Origin of the sequence: Thiobacillus sp. SCUT-2, assembly GCF_035621355.1 — a bacterium.
Classification (GTDB): Bacteria; Pseudomonadota; Gammaproteobacteria; order Burkholderiales; family Thiobacillaceae; genus Thiobacillus; species Thiobacillus sedimenti.
On record NZ_CP141769.1, the window covers coordinates 65,254 to 83,103 of the forward strand.

The following is a 17,850-nucleotide window of genomic DNA, read 5'->3' on the forward strand; positions in this document are numbered from 1 at the left end:
GCTCAGTCGGCCTCGCGCTCGATGCCGCAGCATTGCACGCGCTCGTCGGGCGGCGGTTCGCTGAGGATGGCGCCCGTGACCGGGTTGGGGCGGAATACCGTGCAGCCCTTCAGGCCAAGTGCATGGGCTTCGCGATAGAGTTCGGCGAAGCGCTCGAACGGCGTGTCGGCGGCGACGTTGATCGTCTTCGAGATCGCGTTGTCGACGCAGGGCTGCAGCGCGGCCTGCATCGCGAGGTGCGCGCGCGGATCGAGCGCACGCGCCTCGATGAAGGCGGGCGGCATGCCCTCGTGGCCCAGGGATTGCCACCGCAGCCAGGCGTAGTCGCGCACCGTGTGCGTGCGGTAGCGGCCGTCGGCCTGCAGCACGCGCCGCTCGGCTTCGGCGGCGAAGACGGGCTCGATGCCGCTCGAACAGTTGTTGGCCAGCAGGCTGATCGTGCCCGCCGGCGCGATCGCCAGCAGATGGCTGTTGCGGATGCCGTACGCGGCGATGGCGTCGCGGATGTTCGCCGGCAGGCGCGCGGCGAAGCCGCTGGCGAGGAAGGCGTCGCGCGCGAACGCGGGGAAGGCGCCCTTCTCGCGCGCCAGCTCGACCGATGCGAGGTAGGCGGCGTCGCGCACGGTCTGCATCGCGTCGGTCGCCAACGCGCGTGCGCCGGCGCTGTCGTAGGCGAGGCCGAGCAGCACCAGCGCGTCGGCCAGGCCCGTGATGCCCAGCCCGATCCGCCGCTTGCGGCGCGCTTCGTCGGCCTGCGCGGGCAGGGGGTAGCGTGACACGTCGATGACGTTGTCGAGGAAGCGCACCGCCAGCCGTGCCGCGTCGGCCAGCCCTTCGAGATCGAGGCGCGCGTCGGCGGCGAAGGGGGCGGTGACGAAGGCGGCGAGATTGAGCGAGCCGAGGTCGCAGGCGCCGTAGGGCGGCAGCGGAATCTCGCCGCAGGGGTTGGTCGCGGTCAGGTGCTCGACGTCGCCGAGCGTGTTGTCGCGGTTGATCGTGTCGACGAACAGCACGCCGGGCTCGGCGGTGTCGTAGGCCGCGCGCAGGATGCGCTGCCACAGCGCGCGGGCCTTCAGCGTGCGGACCACACGGCAGGGAACCGGCGCGCCGGTTCCGGTCCAGCGCCGCAGCACGGTGTCGGCGGCGGTTTCGCCGGCGTGCAGGGGAAACACCAGCGGCCACTCCGCGTCGTCCGCCACCGCCTGAATGAACGCGTCGCTGACCTGCACCGACAGGTTGAAGTGGCGCAGCACGGCCGGGTCGCGCTTGGCATCGACGAAGACCTCGATGTCGGGATGGTCGCAGCGCAGCGTCGCCATCATCGCGCCACGCCGCGCGCCGGTGGACAGCATGGTCGCGCACATCGCGTCCCAGATGTGCATGAACGACACCGGGCCGGAGGCGATGCTGCCGGTCGCCTGCGCCACGGTTCCCGCCGGCCGCAGCGTGGAGAAGTCATAGCCCACGCCGCCGCCGTGCTGCATCGTCAGCGCGCCTTCCTTCAGTGCCTCGAAGATGTGCTCGAGGTCGTCGGCGATCTCGCCCATGACGAAGCAGTTGAACAGCGTCACCCGGTGGCCGGTGCCGGCGCCGGCGAGGATGCGGCCGCCGGGCAGGAAGCGGAAGCCGTCGAGCAGCGCGGCGAAGCGCGCCACCCACGGCTCGCGATCGTTCGCTTCCGCCTGGGCGACCGCGTGCGCCACCCGCTGCCAGCTCGCCCGAATGTCGGCCTCGCCCGGCGCGCGGTAGCGCGTTTCCCAGATGTGGCGGGAGATGTCCATGCGGAAGGGGTCGGTCGTCGTCATGCCTGTGCGCGATGGGGCGAGGTTTGAGGCATTATCTCCCCCCTTGAGTGTTTGAGCACCTGAACCCTTCAGGGTAGCCGCCCCGCCTGTTTCGACCATGGATACGCCCCATCCCTATTCCGCGCTGACGCCGGACTGCGCGCTCGACGCGCTCGACAGCACCGGCCTCAGGGCCGACGGCCGCCTGCTGGCGCTCAACAGCTACGAGAATCGCGTCTACCAGATGGGCGTCGAGGACGCGGCGCCGGTCGTGGTCAAGTTCTACCGCCCCGGACGCTGGAGCGATGCGGCGATCCTCGAGGAACATGCCTTCACGGCGGAACTCGCCGAACGGGAGATTCCGGTCGTCGCGCCGCTCGCGCTGAACGGCGCCACGCTCCACCTGCACGCCGGCTACCGCTTCGCGGTCTACCCGAAGCAGGGCGGCCGCATGCCGGAGTTCGACCGCGCCGAGACGCTCGAGTGGATGGGCCGCTTCCTCGGGCGCATCCACGCGGTCGGTGCGATGGCGCGCTTCGCGCACCGGCCGACGCTCGATCTCGACAGCTTCGGCTATGCCTCGCGCGACGTCCTGCGCGACTGGCTGCCGGCGGACCTGAAGCCGGCGTGGGACAGCGTCGTCGACCACGCCCTGCAGAGCGTCGCGTACTGTTACGCACGTGCCGGCGCCGTGGCCGCGATCCGCCTGCACGGCGACTGCCACGCGGGCAACGTGCTGTGGACCGATGCCGGGCCGCACTTCGTCGATTTCGACGACGCCCGCATGGGACCTGCGGTGCAGGATCTGTGGATGCTGCTGTCCGGCGAGCGCGAGCAGCAGCAGGCACAACTGAACGAGATCCTCGCCGGCTACGAGGACTTCATGGAATTCGATCCGCGCGAACTCCATCTGGTCGAGGCGCTCAGAACCTTGAGGCTGATCCATCACGCGGCCTGGCTCGCGCGGCGCTGGGACGACCCGGCCTTCCCTGCCGCGTTTCCGTGGTTCAATACGCAGCAGTACTGGCAGGCGCGCATCCTCGAACTGCGCGAGCAGATCGCGCTGATGGACGAACCGCCGCTGGTGGCCTGAGACACAATTTCTTCCGGGGCGCGGCGAAGGCTCCGGCGAGCAAGGATCCGAGACATGTGCGGCATTGCAGGGGAATTCCGTTTCGACAACACGAGGCCGGACGCCGCGGCGATGGCGCGCATGCTGGCGAAGCTGGCGCGGCGCGGCCCCGACGCCGAAGGCCAGCACGCCGACGGCCCGGTGCGGCTGGGCCACCGGCGGCTGGCGATCATCGACCTGTCGCCGCGCTCGGCGCAGCCGATGGCCGACGCCGCGAGCGGCACCGCGCTGGTTTTCAACGGCACGATCTACAATTATCCGGAACTGCGCGCCGAGCTGATCGAGCGCGGCCACGTCTTCCACTCGGACGGCGACACCGAAGTCATCCTGCGCGCCTGGCTCGAATGGGGCGAGACCTGCGTCGAGCGCCTGCACGGCATGTTCGCGTTCGCCATCTGGGATCGCGAAAAGCTGTTCCTGGCGCGCGATCGCCTCGGGATCAAGCCGCTCTACTACAGCGAGACGCTCGGCTGCTTCCGCTTCGCCTCGACGCCGCAGGCGCTGATCGCGGCGGGCGGCGTCGACACCGGCATCGACGCCGTGGCGCTGCACCACCTGTTCACGCTGCATGCCGTGGTGCCGGCGCCGCGCACCATCCTCAACGGCATCCGCAAGCTCGCCCCCGGCACCACGCTGACGGTGAACGCGCGCGGCGAGCTCACGCACCGCAGGTACTGGTCGCTCAAGGCCCAGCGGCCGGCGGTCGCGAAGACCGAGGCCGAGTGGACCGAAGCGATCCACGCGAGTCTCCGCCAGGCGGTCAAGAAGCGCATCGAGATCGCCGACGTCAAGGTCGGCGTGCTGCTGTCCGGCGGCCTCGACTCGAGCCTGCTGGTCGCGCTGCTCGCCGAGCAGGGCGTGCCCGACCTGATGACCTTCACGGTCGGCTTCGAGGACCAGCCCGAGGAACGCGGCAACGAATTCGAGTATTCCGACCCGGTGGCGGCGATGTACCACACGCGCCACCACAAGTACCTGATCCCGAATGCCGAGGTCCTGCGGCGGCTGCCCGAGGCGGTCGACCAGATGAGCGAGCCGATGTTCGCGCAGGACGCGGTGGCCTTCTACCTGCTGTCGGAGCAGGTCAGCAAGACGGTCAAGGTGGTGCAGAGCGGCCAGGGCGCGGACGAGGTCTTCGGCGGCTATTTCTGGTACCCGCGCATGGCGGCGGAAACCGGGGGCAGCGCGCTGGAGCGCTTCCGCCGCCATTACTTCGACCGTGACCACGACGAGTTCCTGCAGCTGGCGACGCCGCCGTATCACGGCCCCGACTACACGGCGGAGACGGTCGCCGCCCATCTTGCGGAACCTTTCGCCGACGAATTCATCGATCAGGTATTGCGCATGGACACGACCATGCTGATCACCGACGATCCGGTGAAGCGCGTCGACAACATGACCATGGCGTGGGGACTGGAGGCGCGCGTGCCCTTCCTCGACCACCAGCTGGTCGAGCTGGCCGCGGCGATGCCGCCGGAACTGAAACTCGCATCGGAGGGCAAGCACGTGCTGAAGACCATCGCGCGCGGCCTGATTCCCGATGCGGTGATCGACCGCAAGAAGGGCTACTTTCCGATGCCGGCGCTCAAGTACGTTCGCGGAGACTTTCTCGATTTCATGCGGGACATCCTGAATTCGCAGGCCTGCCGCGCGCGCGGCGTCTACCAGCGCAGCTACGTCGACACGCTGCTCGATGCGCCCGAGCGGCATCACACCCGCATCCAGGGCAGCAAGCTGTGGCACCTGGCGCTGCTGGAGTACTGGCTGCAGAGGCATGCTTGATCGGTTTGGGCATCACGCTCGCCCCCTCCCCCTCTCGGGGAGCCTTGGGGAGAGGGCGGCCCGCCTCGTCGTCCTGCTGGCGGCACTGGCGGCGAGTCCCGCGCATGCGCAGGGCGACTTCGGCAGCTGGCTCGCCGGCTTCCGCCAGGAGGCCGCGGAACAGGGCATCTCGTCCGCCACGCTGGACGCCGCGCTCACCGGTGTGACGCCGGACGAGCGCGTGATCGCGCTGGACCGCCGCCAGCCCGAATTCCTGCAGACCTTTTCCGACTACCTGCGGCGGCGCGTCACCGACGCCTTCGTCGCGCAGGGGCAGGCGCTGCTGGCCGAGCACGCCGCGCTGCTGGATGCGGTCGAGCAGCAGTACGGCGTGCCGAAGACCGTGCTGGTGGCGTTCTGGGGGCTGGAAACGCGCTACGGCGCGGTACAGGGCGATCTCAACGTCCCGGCGAGCCTCGCCACGCTGGCCTGGGAAGGCCGCCGCAGCGGGTTCTTCCGCGGCGAGCTGCTCGACGCGCTGCGCATCATCGATGCCGGCCACGTCAGCGCACACGAGATGACCGGCTCGTGGGCCGGCGCGATGGGACAGATGCAGTTCATGCCGTCGACCTTCCGCGCCTATGCGGTCGATGGCGACGGCGACGGCCGCATCGACGTGTGGCATTCGCTGCCCGACGCGATGGATTCCGCGGCGCACTACCTTCAGCGTGCGGGCTGGCGCGCGCACGCGCCGGTGGCGATCGAGGTGCGGCTGCCGGAGGGGTTCGACTGGCGGCAGGCGCGGGTCTTTCATCGCCTGCAGGTTGCCGAGTGGACGGCGATGGGCGTGGCCGCCGCCGACGGGAGCGTCCTGCCGGAAGGGGCCGGGCGCGCCGGCATCGTGCTGCCACAGGGCTGGCAGGGGCCCGCCTTCATGGTGTTCGACAACTTCGACGTCGTGATGAAGTGGAACCGTTCGCAGAACTACGCGCTGACGGTCGCCCAGCTGGCGAGCCAGCTGGCAGGAGGCCACGCCGTGTTCGCGGGCGGGGGCGAGCCGGGCGCGCTCAGCGTCGCCGACTTCCGGTGGCTGCAGCAGGCGCTCGACGAGCTCGGCTACGATGCCGGCACGCCGGACGGCTTCCCCGGTCCGCGTACCCAGACCGCCGTTCGCCTCTACCAGGCGCTTCACCGGTTGCCGGTCGACGGCTACGCCGGGCCGAGCCTGCTGGCGCATGTCCGGCAGGCGCATGCCGAAGCGGCGGCGGCAGGCACGCTGGTTCTCGCGCCTCCGCCCACCTTCGCCGGCGAGGACGAGGCGCCCTGAGTCGGGTGTGCTATTTTTTCGGGGTTTCGAGACTGAGGAGGCAGGGGTGAGCGACGCGCGCAATGTTCTGGGCGGGCTGCTGCAGGTATGCAGCGTCGCGCCGCTGACCGGCTTCGTGCGCGACGGCCTCTGCCACACGGGGCCGCAGGACCTCGGCAGCCATACCGTCTGCGCGCAGATGACCGAGGCTTTCCTGGAGTATTCGCGGAGTCGCGGCAACGACCTCGTCACCCCCGTTCCCGAATATGGCTTTCCCGGCCTCAAGGCGGGCGACCGCTGGTGCGTGTGTGCCGCGCGCTGGCTCGAGGCTGCGGAGGACGGCGTCGCGCCGCCGGTGGTGCTGGACGCCACCCACGAGCGTGCCCTCAAGGTGATCGCGGTGGCCGATCTGGAATACCACGCCCTGCGTCATTCCGCTCATCCTGGCCCGGAAAGGCCCGAAGCATGAGCCTCGTCTGCTGGAAATGCGGCGCCAGCCTGGCGGGAATGCCGCTGCCGCTGTCGCGCCGCGACACCTGTCCCAGCTGCCGCGCCGACCTGCACGTCTGCAAGCTGTGCCGCCACTACGACGCGCATCGTGCCGGCCAGTGCCGCGAGCTCGCGGCCGACCGCGTCGCCGACAAGACGCGCGCCAACGACTGCGGCTGGTTCGTGCCGCGCCCCGAAGCCTATCGCGGCGGCGGTGCGGTGATGGCGCAGCCCGCCCGCAGCGCGCTCGACGCGCTGTTCTCGCAAGCGACCGGCGCCGAACCCGCCGAGGCGGACAAGCCCGCCAAGCCCCCGACGTCGCTCGACGACCTGTTCAGGAAGTAAGCGGCCGCCGCAGCTGCCGCAGCGCCTGCCACTCGTACAGCACCAGCCCCGCGCCGATCAGCGCGATGCCGGCCCAGCCGATCGCCGGGATGCGCTCGTGGTTCAGCGTCTGGCCGAGCAGCAGCGCCGACACCGGCGTGACCAGCATGATCAGCGCGATGCGCCCGGCGTCGAGGTGCTTGATGATGTAGTAATAGAGGGTGAAGCCCACCACCGAGCCGAGGATGCCGAGGTAGGCGATGGCCGCCATGGCGCGCAGCGTGGTGTCCGGCGGCAGCCGCGCGGCGTCGGCCAGCACCCAGGCCAGCACGAAGCATGGCACCGCCACGCCGAGCGAACCGGTGGTGATGGCGAGCGACGACACGCGCACGTTCAGCCGCTTGATCCACACCAGGCCGAGCGCCTGCAGCGCCATGCCGGCCACCGTCGCTAGCGTGCCGAGCGTGGCCTGGCGGTCGCCCGGCCACGGCTGGCCGAAGATCAGCCACAGCCCGGCCAGCGCCAGCACGAGGCCGCCGATCCGCAGCCGGTCGAGCGTGCGCTCGGCGAGCCACAAGGCGGCGAACACCCCGGTCACCAGCGGCGACAGGCCGAAGATCACCGAGATCAGGCCCGACGGGATGTGCAGCGCGCCCCAGTAGGTGAGCAGCATCGACGAGAACAGCGACAGCCCGCTGACCGCATACAGCCGGCGTGCCGCCGGGGTGAACGGGAAGGCGGTGCGGGTGGCGGCGAGCAGCGCGAGGCAGACCGCCAGCCCGATCAGCATGCGCGCCATCACCGCGAAGCTGAAACCGGCGCCCTGGGCGCTCCACTGGATGGCGAGCGGGGTGGTCGACCAGATCAGGATGACGCCGAGATAGGCGGCGGGGACGGACATCGCGGCAGCGGTTCAGAGCAGGGTGTCGCCGGCGCGCTCGGGCTGATAGGGAATGTCGACGATGCGCGCGCGCACCGTCTGGCCGTTCGGCGCCAGCCATTCGATCTGCTGGCCGACGGCGAGCCCCAGCACGGCGATGCCGGCCGGCGTCGTCACCGACAGCTGGCCGGGCGCGCCGGTCAAGTCGCGCGGATAGACCAGCGTGACCTCGACCTCGCGGCCGGCCGGCTCGACGACGAAGCGGACGCGCGAATTCATCGTCACCACGTCGGGCGGCATCGCCTCGGACAGCGCGACCTCGGCACGGTCGAGTTCGCCGCGCAGGGCGTCGAGTCCGGGCTGGTCGTCAGGCAGGCCGGCGAGCATGGCTTCGAGGCGCTCGAGGTCGCGCTCGGATACGGTGATGGCGGGTCGGGTCGTGATTTCCATGGCGGTCTCCTGCGGGAAGGCACACAAATGAAAACCGCCCGGGCCGAGGCCCGGGCGGTGTTGCCAAAGACTATAGCACCGAAGGCGGGGTGGGGCCAGCCCGGAGCTAGGCGGCGGACGCCAGGCTTTCCAGGCTCTCCGCCGCGATCTCGCGGACGTCGGCGTCTTCGTCGGCGAGACGTGCCTCCAGCCACGATTTCGCTGCGGCGTCGCCCGTGAGTCCGAGGTAGTGGCAGGCGTCGGCGCGCACCCGCGCGTCGGCGCGCTGCGACAGGTCGCCCAGGCGCGGCAGCAGCGCGCGCAGCGCGTCGCTGCCGGCGAAGGTTTCCAGCAGCACGCCCGCGCCGAGCCGTACATTGAGGCTGGCCTCGACGTTGTCGACGATCGGCAGCAGCGCGGCGAGCAGTGCCGGGTCGGCCTCGATCGCGGCCTGCGCGCGCGGCAGCTGGCCTTCCTTCAGGAGCAGGTGGAGCCAGTCGGCGATCCCTTCCTCGCTGTCGGCCTTGGCCGCCCAGTCGGCGAGCTCGGCCTTGCCGTGGACGCCGGCGAGCTCGATGCGGCCGAGCCGCAGCCAGGGCACCGAGCGCACGCCGAGCGCCTGCCCGACCTCCGGATGCTGTTCGAGGTTGACGGCTTCGAGGCGCCCGATCGTCCCCTGCTTCACCAGGTCGGCGAGCGTGGCGAGCATCGCCGGGCAGTGCGGGCAGTGGGTCGAGATCAGCAGGAGCGCATCGGGGGCGGACATGGGACGGCGGATTCGTCGGATAATCGGTGCATGGAATTTACCATCCTCCCCGTCACCCCGTATCAGCAGAACTGCTCGCTGGTGTGGGACGCGCACGGCCGTGCCGCGCTGATCGATCCGGGCGGCGAGGCCGAGCGCCTGCTGGCCGAGGTCGCGCGGCGCGGCCTCACGCTGGAAAAGCTCCTGCTGACCCACGGTCATCTCGACCACGTCGGCGCGGCGGCCGAACTGCGCGACGCGCTCCGCATTCCCATCATCGGGCCGCAGCGCGACGAGGCGTTCTGGCTCGACAGCCTGCCGCAGCAGGCCGAGCTGTTCGGCTTTCCGCCGGCGGAGGCGCTCGTGCCCGACCAGTGGCTGGAGGACGGCGACCGCGTCGACGTGGGCGCGATCCACTTCGACGTCCTGCACTGTCCGGGCCACACGCCCGGCCACGTCGTGTTCTATGCACCCGAGGCGCGGCTCGCCTTCGTCGGCGACGTGCTGTTCAAGGGCTCGATCGGCCGCACCGATTTTCCGCGCGGCAACCATGCGGCGCTGCTCGCCGCGATCCGCGAGAAGTTGTTACCGCTCGGCGACGACGTGCGTTTCGTGCCCGGGCACGGCGCGATGTCGACCTTCGGCCACGAGCGCCGCGCGAACCCTTTCGTCGGCATGGCGTCCGAAGAGGATTCCGCCTGAGTTTCCCTTCTGCAAGGAGCGCGCGATGAAGCCTTCCCGTCTGTCGCATACGCTGTTTTCCGTGCTGCTGCTGGCGGCCGCAGCGCAGGCGCAGGATCTTTCTGCGGTCGTCGTTCCGCCGCCGGGAGCCCCGCCGCTCACGCCGGCTGCGCGGGCACTGCTCGACGCCGCCAACGCGCGGGTGCCGCAACTCGACACCGCCGGCTTCCTCGCGCAATTGAAGGCGCATCCGGAAACCATAGTCATCGACGTGCGGACTCCGGCCGAGGTGGACGACTCCGGCCACATCGCGGCGCCGCACTTCCTCAACATCCCGCGCGGCCTGCTCGAGTTCAGGATCGAGACGGCCGTGCCGGACAAGCAGGCGCCCATCGTCGTGTACTGCGGGGTCAGCCAGCGCAGCGCGCTCGCCGCCGACACGCTGGCCCGCCTCGGCTATACGAACGTCCGCAATTACCGCGACGGCTTCGTCAACTGGAAGCGCGCCGGGCTGCCGATCGAGTAGCCGGGGGCCGCCTAGCTTCGCCGCGCAGGCGGCGCGATGGCGTCGAGCAGCGCGCCTGCGGCGTCGGCGGTGAGATGGCGGCGATCGCGGCGGGGGTTGTATTCGACGATCTCCATCGCGACGAAGGCCGCGTCGTTGCGCAAGCCAGCGAGCGCGGCGGCGAGTTCCGCGCGGCTGAGGCCGCCCGGAACCGGCGTGCCGACGCCCGGCTCCTCCGCCGGGTCGAGCGCGTCGAGATCGATGCTGACGCCGAAGCCCGCGGTGCCGCGCCGCACGATCGCGAGCGCCTCGGCGAATACTGTCGCGAGGCCACGCTCGCGCACTTCGTCCATGCCGAAGACGCGTACCCCGAGCCGGTGCAGCAGCGCCGCCTCGCCCGCCTCGAAGCTGCGCACGCCGATCAGGCACACGTGCTCGGGAAGCAGCTTGGCCTCGGCCCCCTCGATCGACGTGAGTGCCGCGTCGCCGTGGCCGAGCAGCGCGGCCAGCGGCATGCCGTGGATCTGCCCGCTCTCCGTGGTGGCGAAGGTGTGGCTGTCCATGTGCGCGTCGATCCACATCAGGCCGAGCGGTCCGCGCGTTGCGAGCATGCGGTGGACGCCGCTCCAGGTGCCGATCGCGCAGGAGTGGTCGCCGCCCACCACCAGCGGAAAGTGGCCGTCGCGCAGCGCCTGCTCGACGGCCGCGGCGAGCCGCGCGCCGAGCGCGGCGACCGCGTGCAGCGGCGTGTCTTCCGCTTCCCGCGGCACCCGCAGGATGGCGTCCCATTCGACGTGCTGCAGCGGCGTGTCGTGGAACACGCGGTAGCGGCGCAGCGCGTCAGGCCCCTCGGCGGTGGCCGGGTCGGGCGCGCCGGCGCCGCTGGCGGCGCCGATGACGACGATGTTGCGGGCAGCGCGGTTCACCCCAGCCCGCCGAGATTCACGTACTTCGTTTCCAGGTAGGCGTCGATGCCGCTGCGTCCCCCCTCGCGCCCGAGGCCAGACTGCTTCATGCCGCCGAAGGCCGCCTCGGCCGTCGAGATCAAGCTGGCGTTGATGCCGACCATGCCGTATTCGAGCCGCTCGGCGAGGCGCCAGGCGCGGCCGGCGTCGCGCGTGTAGGCGTAGGCGGCAAGCCCGTAGTCGGTGTCGTTGGCCTTGCGGATCGCGTCCGCCTCGTCGGCGAAGCGGATCAGCGGCGCGACCGGACCGAAGGTTTCGTCGCGGCACACCCGCATGCCGGTCGAGCAGCCGGCGAGCACCGTCGGCTGGAAGAATTGCCCGCCGAGTGTGTGGCGGGCGCCGCCGGCGAGCAGCGTCGCGCCGTGGGCGAGCGCGTCGGCGATGTGCGCCTCGACCTTTTCCAGAGCCGCCATGCTGATCAGCGGTCCGGTCTCGACGCCGGGCGTGAAGCCGTCTCCCACCTTCAGTCGCGACACGGCCGCGGCAAATCGCTCGGCGAAGGCATCGTGGATCGTGTCCTGCACGAACACCCGGTTGGCGCACACGCAGGTCTGCCCGCTGTTGCGGTACTTGCTCGCGAGCGCGCCCGCCACCGCGGCGTCGAGGTCGGCGTCGTCGAACACGATGAAGGGCGCGTTGCCGCCGAGTTCGAGCGCGACGCGCTTGAGCGTGCCGGCACTCTGCGCGAGCAGCTGCTTGCCCACTGCGGTCGAGCCGGTGAACGACACCTTGCGCACCTGCGGATGCGAAGTCAGCACGCCGCCGATCGTCGCGGCGTCGCCGGTGACGACGTTGAGCACGCCGGGCGGCAGGCCCGCGCGTTGTCCTAATTCAGCGAGCGCCAGCGCGGTGAACGGTGTCTGCGACGCGGGCTTGGCCACCACCGTGCAGCCGGCGGCGAGCGCGGCGCCGGCCTTGCGCGTCAGCATCGCGGCCGGGAAGTTCCACGGCGTGATCAGCGCCGCGACGCCGACGGGTTGCCTGAGCGTGAACATGCGCCGGTCCGCCCACGGCGACGGAATGATGTCGCCGTACACGCGGCGCGCCTCCTCGGCGAACCATTCGATGAAGCTCGCCGCATATTCGATCTCGCCGCGAGCTTCGGCGAGCGGCTTGCCCTGCTCGCTCACCATGATCACGGCGAGGTCGTCGCGGTGCGCGAGGATGAGGTCGAACCAGCGGCGCAGTGTCTGCGCACGGGCCTTCGCGGTCTGGTCGCGCCAGGCCGGGAAGGCGGCGTGGGCGGCTTCGACGGCGCGCTCGACATCGGCGACGGTGCAGCGCGGCGCATCGCCCAAAAGGGCGCTCGTCGCCGGGTTGTGGACGGCGAAGCGGGTGCCGTCGGAGGCGTTCCGCCAGCTGTCGTCGATCAGTGCCCGGGTCTTGAAGAGGGAAGGGTCGGCGAGCTTCATGGCGTGGACTGAACGGATCGTTCCCGCGCGGGCGCCCGGCCGGGCCGGGTCAGGCAACCAGCGTTTCGAGCAATGCGACCAGCGCGGATCCCGATGCGTTCCCCGGCGGCAAGGCGTACAGTGCGATCCCGCGTGTCCCGCACGCTTCCGCATCGATCGCCGCGGGCCCCGTCACCACGATCCGCTTCAGCTTGTGCAGCTGTCCGATCGCCGCGGCGTCGAGCGGACACGCATGCGTGATCGCGGTCGTCGCCCAGAACAGGCGCGGCACGACGTCGGCTGCCTCGGTCGCCGGATACTCGCTCCAGTTGTGGTCGAAGCACGGAATCGGCAGATCGTCCGCGCTGAAGGCGGCGCGGTCGAGGAAGACGACGCGTTCCTTCGCGCTCACTTGCCGTCGCCGGTCAGGCGTTCGAGCGCGCGCATGAGGGCGGACGAATCGAGCTCGCTGTCGCCGGCGCCCATCAGCGCGTTCATCTGCTGCGCGATCAGCGCCGCGCCGGGCAACGGGGTCGCGGTTTCCTGCGCGTTGTCCATGACGATGGCCATGTCCTTGTGGTGCAGCTTGACCTTGAAGCCGGGCTTGTAGTTGGAATCGAGCATGCGCTGGCCGTGCACCTCGAGGATGCGGCTGCCGGCGAAGCCGCCCATCAGCGCCTCGCGCATCTTCACCGGGTCGACGCCGTTGCGGCGCGCTAACAAAATTGCTTCTGCCACGCCCTCGAAGGTGAGGCCGACGACGATCTGGTTGCAGCACTTGACGACCTGGCCGGCGCCGTGGCCGCCGACGTGGACGATGTTCTTGCCGAGGATCTCGAACAGCGGGCGCACCTTCTCGTAGATCGGGGTCTCGCCGCCGACCATGATCGAGAGCGCGCCCTCGCGGGCGCCGGTTTCGCCGCCCGACACCGGCGCGTCGAGCATGTGGACGCCGCGCTCGGCGAGCGCGGCCGCGATGCGGCGGGTGGCGGCGGGCGAGACCGTGCTCATGTCGACGACGATGTGGCCGGGACGGGCCCCGTGCACCAGTCCGCGGTCGCCGAGGATGATCTGCTCGACGTCGGTGGTGTCGGAAACGACGGTGAAGGTGACGTCGGTTTCGGCGGCCACCTCGGCAGGCGTGCCCTTGCCGAGCGCGCCCATCACCAGCATCGGCTCGATGCGGTCGAAGCGGCGGCCGTAAACGGTGAGCTGATGGCCGGCCCGCAGCAGATTTTCCGCCATGGGACGACCCATGATGCCGCTGCCGATGAATCCGATCTTCATGATGCAAGTCCCTTCAACAACCAAAGCCAGAATGGCAGCGTAACCAATCCCGCCAGGGTTGACCAGCCCATGACCAGCCCCGCCAGGCGGGCGTCCAGGCCGAAGCGGTCGGCGAGCGCGATCACCATCACCATGGTCGGCATCGCGGCCTCCAGCACGCCGGCTTCGCCCAGCTCCGAAAGCGGGCCGGGCCATGCCAGCGCGACGCCGAGCCCCAGCAGGGGCATCAGCGCGAGCTTGATCGCGAGGGCGACGACCACGGCCTTTTGCGGGCGCAGATCGTGCCACGGAATCGTGAGGCCGAGCACGAACAGCATCAGCGGGATGGTCGGGCTGCCGGCCCAGCGCGCGGCCTCGACCAGCGGCGCCAGCGCCGCGCCGGAGAGGTTGACCGCGATGCCGGCGGCGAACCCCCACACCGGCGGCAGGCGCAGCCACATCCGCAGGAAGGAGGCGTGCTCGGTGTGGCGCCCGCAGTGGAAGGCGATCCAGACGCCGAGCGACCAGACCAGCGGCGTGGTCGCGAGCATGTCGGCGAAGAAGGGGTAGCGGCCGCCGCGTTCGCCGAACACCGTCGTGAGGAAGGGGTAGCCGAAGAACAGCACGTTGCCGAAACCCGATGCCAGCATGATGGCGCCGCGCTGAGGCCGCGACAGGCCGCGCCCGAGCGGCGTGGCGAACAGCGCCAGCGCGGCGAGACCGAGCCCTGCGAGGGTGGCGGTGCCGAGGATCAGCGGCAGCTGCAGCAGGTTGAAGTTGACGGTGGCCGACGCGCCGGCGGCGAAGAACAGCATGGGCGCGAAGAAGTTCAGCACCAGCCGGTTGATCTCGCCGCGCAGGCCGACGATCGAGATGCCGGACTGCCAGCGCGGCCAGATGCCGCCGGCGGCGATCAGCAGCGCCAGCGGCAGCAGCGTTTTAAGCAGCAGTTGCTGCGCGAGTTCGGACGACATGCGGGAGGCGGCGGACGGCAGGGGCGCCCATCATACCGCCGCATTGCCGCCGGCGCGCGAGGCGCCCCGGGGCGTCAGGGGGTCAGGTGCGGGATGCCGCGGTGTAGCGCGCGTCGTTGCCGCGCGGCGCGGGGGACTCTTCCAGCCAGTCCTTGATGCGCATGGCATCGCGCGCGCGGCTGTTGTTGCCGGTGGCGTCGAGCAGCACGATGATGACGTCGCGCTGGGCCACCTGGGCCTGCATCACCAGGCAGTGGCCGGCCTCGTTGATGAAGCCGGTCTTCGACAGCCCGATGTGCCAGCCGTCCATGCGCGTCAGGCGGTTCGTGTTGTTGAAGGCGACCGCGCGATAGAAGACCCGCGCCGGACGATGGTGCTTCTTCTTCAGCACCACCCGCTGCGTGCCCAGCGTGTACTGGCCGGTCGCGGTGATGTGGCGGATCTCCGGATAGTTCCTGTAGGCGTAGTTGGCGAGCCTGGCGAGATCGAGGGCGGTCGAGCGGTTGCTGCTGGACAGCCCCGTCGGCTCGACGTACACGGTGTCGCGCATGCCGAGCGCACGCGCGGTGCGGTTCATGGTGGCGACGAAGCGCTCGACGCCGCCGGGATAGGAACGGGCCAGCGCGTGGGCGGCGCGGTTGTCGGAGGCGATCAGCGCCAGGTGCAGCAGCTGCTCGCGGGTGTAGCGCGCGCCGATCGCCAGCCGCGAACCGGTTCCCTTGATGGTGTCGCGGTCGTCGCTGGTGATCGTGATGTGCTCGTCGAGCGGCAGGTCGGCGCTGATCACCAGCATGGCCGTCATCAGCTTGGTGATCGAGGCGATCGGCGTCTGCAGCGTGGCGTTCTTCTCGAGCAGCGGCTGGCCGCTCGCCTGGTCGAACACCAGCGCCGACTGCGCGCTGAGTTCGGGTAGCGGCGGCATGTCGCGCGCCCCATGCTCGGCGGGCTGCGACGGGGCGTTCTGGTCGCTCCAGCGCTCGGACGCCGAGCCGTCCAGCGCGGCCGCGCCGGTGTGCACGCACAGCAAGATCAATCCGGTCAGTACAGCTTTCATGTTCATTCGCGCCCTGCTCAAAAAATTACCGGGAATGCTAAAAAATAGCCGGGAATGTATCACCCTAGATGAAATACGGACACGCAGCGCAGAACTTGAAAACAACAGTTCGCGCGCGGCACCCGAATAATCTCCACCTCTGGATTGACGGTTTAACAGAATTAGTTATATATAGCAATGACATGGGAGAACTTTCAAATAATTTACTAAAGAAATCGGAGCTAACAGCGTGTGCCTGTGCCCCCGGGGTGGTGGCCGAAGCGCTGGAGCAGCTGATGCGTGGCGAGAGCGCCGAGGCGGAGCTTTCCGCCTGCCTGCGCCACGATCCCGTGCTCGCCCTGCGCGTGCGGCTGCTGGCCCCCGATTTCGCGGCCGAGCCGGAGCTGCTGCACGCCATGCTGATGGCGGTGCCGGTCGCGACGCAGCCTGGTTACCCGGCACGCTGGCGCCAGTCCGTCGCCGTCGCGTACCTGGCGCAGGCGCTGGCGGTGCGTTCCGGCGCGGCGGACGCCGAGGCGGCCTGGACCGCAGGCCTCTCCCACAATCTCGCGGAATACCTGGATGGCGGTGCCGGGCCGTCGGCGCAGGCCGCCGATTGGCTCGGTGCGCTCGACAGCGACGGCTGGCTCGCCGACGCGGTGCGCTATCACGCCGAGCCGCTGGCCCGCGGCCGCGCGGCGCATCCGCTGGTGCGCATCGTCCAGCTCGCCTACCAGTTGCTGACGCGGGCCGACGCGGTCGACAGCGTCGACGTACGCGCCGCCCTCGCGGCGCTGCAGCTGGGCGCGGGCGAAGCGGCGCAATTGCTGGCGGAAAGCCAGACGCAGGCGCGCCAGCAGGCCGCGCGCTTCGGCATCGTCGATGCGCCGACGGCGGCGTCGGGCGCCGGCTACGACCGCCTCGCACGGCTTTACGCGGGGCAGGCTGCGCAGGCCGCGCTGCACGGCTATTTCCGCCGCGCGCACGGCGCGCCCGACGAGGCGTACGCCCTGTTGCAGCGCGCGCTGCGGGCGCTCTTCGGCGTCGAGCGTGCCGGCGTGTTCGCGCCCGCGCCGGACGGCAGCCTGCGCATCACGCCTCTGCTGCCGGCGGTGGCCGGGCTTGCGGCGCTGGCGATCCCCCCCGACGACGGCCATTCCGCGCTGCCGCGCGCGCTGGCCCGCCATGCGTCGCAACAGTTCGAGCGCGGTGCGCCCGATGCCGCGCTCGCCGACGAACAGATCGCGCGGCTGCTCGGCGTGACGCGCTTCCTGTGCCAGCCGCTGGCCTTGCATGACGGTCGCACCGGCGTGCTGGTGGCGGGCGATCCGCTTCCCGACCTCGGGGTCTCGCCGCTGTGGCGTGGTGCCCTGAGCGAATGCGGCGAAGCCTTGCAGCCCGCTGCCGTCGTCGCCGTGGCGCTGCCGCCCGCGCCCGCCGAAACCCCGGCGCCGGCGGCGGACGACATTCCGCGCGACCGGGTGCGCCGCGCCGTGCACGAGGTCGCCAACCCGCTGACCATCATGCGCAACTACGTCAACCTCCTGTCCGAGCGGCTGGGCGCGGACTCGACGGTGCAGCGCGACCTCGGCATCATCGGCGACGAGATCGAGCGCGTCGCGCGCATCGTGCGCGGCATCACCGTGGCCGAGGAGGCCGTGACGCCGGCTCCGGCCCTCGAGCTGGTGTCGGTCAACAGCGTCGTCTCGGAGCTGGTCCGGATGGCGCTCGGGACGCTGTTCACGCCGAACAAGATCAACGTGCAGATCGATCTCAATCCCGACGTGCCGCCGGTGCCCTTGCACAAGGACCTGCTGAAGCAGGTGCTGTTCAACCTGGCGAAGAATGCCGTCGAGGCTATGCACGCCGGCGGTCATCTGAGGTTCATGACGCGCCAGATCATCGCCGACGGTCAGCGCCAGATCGAGATCGAGGTGGCGGACACCGGGCCCGGCCTGCCGCCGTCGGTGGCCTCGCATCTGTTCGAACCGGTCATCAGCGAGAAGGGCGGCGACCATGCCGGCCTCGGCCTGGCGATCAGCCGCGGCCTGGTCGAGCGCATGAACGGCCAGCTGAGCTGCACCAGCACGCCGCAGGGAACGCGCTTCGTGATCCGCGTCCCGACGCTGCAGAACGGCCAGGCTCCATCCACGAATACACGCTACGGGTCGATGTAACCCGCGCA

The 17,850-nt window shown here is 70.4% G+C and carries 18 protein-coding genes; 8 read left to right on the forward strand and 10 right to left on the reverse strand.

What is annotated here, in order from left to right; genetic code table 11:
• Nucleotides 1-2 precede the first annotated feature (2 nt).
• Complete coding sequence (locus VA613_RS00310; RefSeq protein WP_324779874.1) at nucleotides 3-1,805, reverse strand: adenosylcobalamin-dependent ribonucleoside-diphosphate reductase; 1,803 nt, start codon at nucleotides 1,803-1,805, stop codon at nucleotides 3-5.
• Nucleotides 1,806-1,902: 97 nt separating this feature from the next.
• Between VA613_RS00310 and VA613_RS00315 the strand changes: the two genes are divergently transcribed.
• Genes VA613_RS00315 through VA613_RS00335 form a run of 5 tightly spaced genes read left to right on the forward strand, consistent with a single transcriptional unit; the run spans nucleotide 1,903 to nucleotide 6,817 of the window.
• Nucleotides 1,903-2,877: a serine/threonine protein kinase gene (locus VA613_RS00315; protein ID WP_324779875.1), complete on the forward strand. Its 975-nt coding sequence runs from the start codon at nucleotides 1,903-1,905 to the stop codon at nucleotides 2,875-2,877.
• 54 nt (nucleotides 2,878-2,931) lie between these two features.
• A complete protein-coding gene (locus tag VA613_RS00320) occupies nucleotides 2,932-4,698 on the forward strand; it encodes an N-acetylglutaminylglutamine amidotransferase (protein WP_324779876.1) in 1,767 nt (588 codons plus the stop codon).
• Complete coding sequence (locus VA613_RS00325; RefSeq protein ID WP_324779877.1) at nucleotides 4,691-6,004, forward strand: lytic murein transglycosylase; 1,314 nt, start codon at nucleotides 4,691-4,693, stop codon at nucleotides 6,002-6,004. The genes VA613_RS00320 and VA613_RS00325 overlap by 8 nt, the downstream gene beginning before the upstream one ends.
• Nucleotides 6,005-6,050: 46 nt before the next feature.
• A complete protein-coding gene (locus tag VA613_RS00330; protein ID WP_324779878.1) occupies nucleotides 6,051-6,452 on the forward strand; it encodes a DUF2237 family protein in 402 nt (133 codons plus the stop codon).
• Nucleotides 6,449-6,817 (forward strand): hypothetical protein, encoded by a 369-nt coding sequence (locus VA613_RS00335; protein ID WP_324779879.1) that lies wholly within the window; start codon nucleotides 6,449-6,451, stop codon nucleotides 6,815-6,817. Before VA613_RS00330 ends, VA613_RS00335 begins: the two co-directional genes overlap by 4 nt.
• Here the strand turns inward: VA613_RS00335 and VA613_RS00340 are convergent.
• The 3 genes from VA613_RS00340 to VA613_RS00350 all read right to left on the reverse strand — a co-directional run bounded on the left by VA613_RS00340 (nucleotide 6,807) and on the right by VA613_RS00350 (nucleotide 8,871).
• Nucleotides 6,807-7,697 (reverse strand): DMT family transporter, encoded by an 891-nt coding sequence (locus tag VA613_RS00340; protein ID WP_324779880.1) that lies wholly within the window; start codon nucleotides 7,695-7,697, stop codon nucleotides 6,807-6,809. The two genes, VA613_RS00335 and VA613_RS00340, sit on opposite strands and share 11 nt — an antisense overlap.
• Nucleotides 7,698-7,709: 12 nt before the next feature.
• Nucleotides 7,710-8,126, reverse strand: coding sequence for a nucleoside diphosphate kinase regulator (rnk, locus tag VA613_RS00345; protein WP_324779881.1), 417 nt, complete (start codon nucleotides 8,124-8,126; stop codon nucleotides 7,710-7,712).
• Between the two features lie 106 nt (nucleotides 8,127-8,232).
• Complete coding sequence (locus tag VA613_RS00350; RefSeq protein WP_324779882.1) at nucleotides 8,233-8,871, reverse strand: HEAT repeat domain-containing protein; 639 nt, start codon at nucleotides 8,869-8,871, stop codon at nucleotides 8,233-8,235.
• A gap of 30 nt (nucleotides 8,872-8,901) precedes the next feature.
• On the opposite strand from VA613_RS00350, the gene VA613_RS00355 reads away from it, so the two are divergent.
• Together VA613_RS00355 and VA613_RS00360 are read left to right on the forward strand one after the other, a co-directional pair.
• Complete coding sequence (locus VA613_RS00355) at nucleotides 8,902-9,552, forward strand: MBL fold metallo-hydrolase (RefSeq protein WP_324779883.1); 651 nt, start codon at nucleotides 8,902-8,904, stop codon at nucleotides 9,550-9,552.
• A gap of 25 nt (nucleotides 9,553-9,577) precedes the next feature.
• Entirely contained in the window at nucleotides 9,578-10,057 is a 480-nt protein-coding gene (locus VA613_RS00360; RefSeq protein ID WP_324779884.1) for a rhodanese-like domain-containing protein, read from the forward strand.
• A gap of 11 nt (nucleotides 10,058-10,068) precedes the next feature.
• On the opposite strand, the gene VA613_RS00365 is transcribed toward VA613_RS00360, so the two are convergent.
• From VA613_RS00365 to VA613_RS00390, 6 genes are all read right to left on the reverse strand, one after another.
• Nucleotides 10,069-10,962, reverse strand: a complete 894-nt coding sequence (locus VA613_RS00365) for an arginase (protein ID WP_324779885.1) — start codon at nucleotides 10,960-10,962, stop codon at nucleotides 10,069-10,071.
• Nucleotides 10,959-12,413: an NAD-dependent succinate-semialdehyde dehydrogenase gene (locus VA613_RS00370; RefSeq protein WP_324779886.1), complete on the reverse strand. Its 1,455-nt coding sequence runs from the start codon at nucleotides 12,411-12,413 to the stop codon at nucleotides 10,959-10,961. Before VA613_RS00370 ends, VA613_RS00365 begins: the two co-directional genes overlap by 4 nt.
• Before the next feature lie 49 nt (nucleotides 12,414-12,462).
• Nucleotides 12,463-12,804, reverse strand: coding sequence for a Rossmann-fold NAD(P)-binding domain-containing protein (locus tag VA613_RS00375; RefSeq protein WP_324779887.1), 342 nt, complete (start codon nucleotides 12,802-12,804; stop codon nucleotides 12,463-12,465).
• A complete protein-coding gene (locus VA613_RS00380) occupies nucleotides 12,801-13,679 on the reverse strand; it encodes a 2-hydroxy-3-oxopropionate reductase (RefSeq protein WP_324779888.1) in 879 nt (292 codons plus the stop codon). The genes VA613_RS00375 and VA613_RS00380 overlap by 4 nt, the downstream gene beginning before the upstream one ends.
• Nucleotides 13,676-14,632 carry an AEC family transporter gene (locus VA613_RS00385; protein ID WP_324779889.1) on the reverse strand — a complete coding sequence of 319 codons (957 nt, stop codon included), beginning with the start codon at nucleotides 14,630-14,632 and terminating at the stop codon, nucleotides 13,676-13,678. The genes VA613_RS00380 and VA613_RS00385 overlap by 4 nt, the downstream gene beginning before the upstream one ends.
• An 82-nt stretch (nucleotides 14,633-14,714) precedes the next feature.
• Entirely contained in the window at nucleotides 14,715-15,686 is a 972-nt protein-coding gene (locus tag VA613_RS00390; protein WP_324779890.1) for a D-alanyl-D-alanine carboxypeptidase family protein, read from the reverse strand.
• 275 nt (nucleotides 15,687-15,961) lie between these two features.
• Between VA613_RS00390 and VA613_RS00395 the strand changes: the two genes are divergently transcribed.
• Entirely contained in the window at nucleotides 15,962-17,842 is a 1,881-nt protein-coding gene (locus VA613_RS00395; RefSeq protein ID WP_324779891.1) for a HAMP domain-containing sensor histidine kinase, read from the forward strand.
• Nucleotides 17,843-17,850 lie beyond the last annotated feature (8 nt).

Bases quoted from the DNA above. Each gene is read 5' to 3' on its own strand.
- VA613_RS00310 (WP_324779874.1), bottom strand. From the start codon at position 1,805: ATGACGACGACCGACCCCTTCCGCATGGACATCTCCCGCCACATCTGG.
- VA613_RS00315 (WP_324779875.1), top strand. From the start codon at position 1,903: ATGGATACGCCCCATCCCTATTCCGCGCTGACGCCGGACTGCGCGCTC.
- VA613_RS00320 (WP_324779876.1), top strand. From the start codon at position 2,932: ATGTGCGGCATTGCAGGGGAATTCCGTTTCGACAACACGAGGCCGGAC.
- VA613_RS00325 (WP_324779877.1), top strand. From the start codon at position 4,691: ATGCTTGATCGGTTTGGGCATCACGCTCGCCCCCTCCCCCTCTCGGGG.
- VA613_RS00335 (WP_324779879.1), top strand. From the start codon at position 6,449: ATGAGCCTCGTCTGCTGGAAATGCGGCGCCAGCCTGGCGGGAATGCCG.
- VA613_RS00340 (WP_324779880.1), bottom strand. From the start codon at position 7,697: ATGTCCGTCCCCGCCGCCTATCTCGGCGTCATCCTGATCTGGTCGACC.
- rnk (WP_324779881.1), bottom strand. From the start codon at position 8,126: ATGGAAATCACGACCCGACCCGCCATCACCGTATCCGAGCGCGACCTC.
- VA613_RS00350 (WP_324779882.1), bottom strand. From the start codon at position 8,871: ATGTCCGCCCCCGATGCGCTCCTGCTGATCTCGACCCACTGCCCGCAC.
- VA613_RS00355 (WP_324779883.1), top strand. From the start codon at position 8,902: ATGGAATTTACCATCCTCCCCGTCACCCCGTATCAGCAGAACTGCTCG.
- VA613_RS00360 (WP_324779884.1), top strand. From the start codon at position 9,578: ATGAAGCCTTCCCGTCTGTCGCATACGCTGTTTTCCGTGCTGCTGCTG.
- VA613_RS00370 (WP_324779886.1), bottom strand. From the start codon at position 12,413: ATGAAGCTCGCCGACCCTTCCCTCTTCAAGACCCGGGCACTGATCGAC.
- VA613_RS00380 (WP_324779888.1), bottom strand. From the start codon at position 13,679: ATGAAGATCGGATTCATCGGCAGCGGCATCATGGGTCGTCCCATGGCG.
- VA613_RS00385 (WP_324779889.1), bottom strand. From the start codon at position 14,632: ATGTCGTCCGAACTCGCGCAGCAACTGCTGCTTAAAACGCTGCTGCCG.
- VA613_RS00390 (WP_324779890.1), bottom strand. From the start codon at position 15,686: ATGAAAGCTGTACTGACCGGATTGATCTTGCTGTGCGTGCACACCGGC.
- VA613_RS00395 (WP_324779891.1), top strand. From the start codon at position 15,962: ATGCGTGGCGAGAGCGCCGAGGCGGAGCTTTCCGCCTGCCTGCGCCAC.